Origin of the sequence: Pseudoalteromonas luteoviolacea DSM 6061 (assembly GCF_001625655.1) — a bacterium.
Taxonomy (GTDB): Bacteria; Pseudomonadota; Gammaproteobacteria; order Enterobacterales; family Alteromonadaceae; genus Pseudoalteromonas; species Pseudoalteromonas luteoviolacea.
Map to the genome: position 1 here is coordinate 1 of NZ_AUYB01000058.1, position 2,004 is coordinate 2,004.

General features: G+C 42.0%; 2 protein-coding genes. Both read left to right on the forward strand.

Annotation, left to right across the window (positions count from 1 at the left end; translation table 11 throughout):
• A partial coding sequence (locus N475_RS02685) for an RHS repeat-associated core domain-containing protein (RefSeq protein ID WP_248846344.1) occupies positions 1-1,215 on the forward strand: 1,215 nt, incomplete at its 5' end.
• A gap of 3 nt (positions 1,216-1,218) precedes the next feature.
• Positions 1,219-1,695 (forward strand): hypothetical protein, encoded by a 477-nt coding sequence (locus N475_RS02690; protein WP_063364646.1) that lies wholly within the window; start codon positions 1,219-1,221, stop codon positions 1,693-1,695.
• The last annotated feature ends 309 nt before the right edge of the window (positions 1,696-2,004 follow it).

Below are 2,004 nucleotides of genomic sequence, written 5' to 3' on the forward strand. Positions count from 1 at the left end.
TTAGGGGGCGAGAAACGCATCGTTCATATGAATGGTCGGATCTTTGATGCAGACACGGGCCGATTTATGCAGGCGGATCCGTTTGTTCAAGCGCCGAATAATTTGCAGAACTACAACGCGTATAGTTATGTGCTGAATAATCCGCTGAGTTATACGGATCCGAGTGGGTATTTGTTTAAGAAGCTTGGGAAGTTCTTGAAGAAAAACTGGCGGACGATAGCGGCGATAGGCGGCGCATATGTAACTTTTGGACTGACGACTGGTGCATGGAAATTTAAAGCGATTGCAGATCTAAGTGCGGCCGCTCTAATTGGAGGCGGTGCAGCAGCAGGTGCCGTCAATGGTGCTATCTCAACGGGAACACTTAAAGGCGCGCTGACAGGAGCGGCTAGTGGAGCCATATTTGGCGCAATTGGTGGCGCTGGCCTTGGTGGTTTTGAAGGCTTTGCAATTAGTGGTCTCGCTGGAGGAATGATGTCTGTGATGCAGGATGGTAAATTTGGTCATGGCTTTATCAGTGCAGGTATAGGCTCGGCCACTGGTGGCATGTTTGGGAAAGGCCCTCTGAATCGAATTATTGGATCTGCTATTGTTGGCGGTACAGTGTCTGCGATTACAGGTGGCAAGTTTGCGAATGGCGCTATGACAGCTGCTTTTGCTACGGCGTTGAGGGCAGATTGGGGTGATGGAGAAGTTACCGAAACAATATCTAAACCCAAGTCAAAAAGAGAGCTAAAGGCAGGAGTTCGAAAAGTAAAACGTGGTTTTAAACAGGCCGTTAAAAAGGCTGGAAGACAGCTTGATAAGTATTGCTCATCTTTTGACTGTATGGGAATGAGTTCAGAGGAGATGAAGAACTCGAATTTTGTTTGGTCTGATGAAATTGAAGATGGTAAATATTTTTATGGTGATCAGAGCCCAAACAGTGGTAGCTTTGTGGGGGCAAGTATAGATCGCTCAGGGTCTACACCAAAAATTATCTTGTATGCTGGCGGGTTAGCAATGCTAGGGGCTGGTTATGATAACTCTTTTTACGCAACAGCCTTACTACATGAGTATACGCATATATCAGAAATTGGCACTAAATTGTATGACTTATGGCCTACTTTCAAGGCGGCTGCCCCAGGGCAATTTCCCAATACATATGAGGGGTATAGATCACGGCCGCATGAGAGCTTTGCATTTTATTTTTCAGAAACAGTTATGGAGTATTAAAAATTGAAAGTAATCGTTCTATATGTTTTGTTTTATTTTGTGCTCAAACCTACACTAGCTTTTGGAAATGAAGCCAAGTATGTCGATTTGAAAACCGGTGATTATATATATGTAAAATCTACAAACTCTACCCTTATTGAAGGAAAGTTTATTGAGAAAGTCTATATATGTACCGAAGATGATGAGTTTTTATGCTTGTTCAACAAATACTATAAATTCTCTTTTCCAAGTAAATACTCCGGAGAAGTGAAGTGGAGCTTTAAAGGGTTTAGATATTGTGTGGTAAGTTCCTTAGAAGAAGATAAGCAGTATCTGGTTTATATTTATGAAGGGGAAGAGTGCTCGGGTAGTGCAGTGGGTACCTTCTTATTTTCAGAAAGAGAGGGATTAAAATATATATCAACTAATTATCTGATACCTAAAGGGGAGCTAAATATGGTATTGATTGAAGATAAAGGACTTTTTAAAATACAGAATTAAAAATATATAAAAAACACCCAATCCAAAGCCCCAGCACTTGCTGGGGCTTTTCTGTTTCTGGTCGCGTTTCGCTGATTTTTTGGTCACGCCTATTTGACCTGTGTGGTCGCATTTATCGACTTTCTGGTCCAAGTGGAGTGCTATATACAACTGTATATAGCGGTGTATGTGACCAGCGGTGTCACTTTACTGTTGCCACATGGTCGATTGTCCGTGACAATTAAAGAAGACACCCATCTTTAGTTTGGTAAAAAGCTGAGAGTCGTCTATCTTTTAATAACGGTTAAAAGTTAGGCGTTCAATTCATGG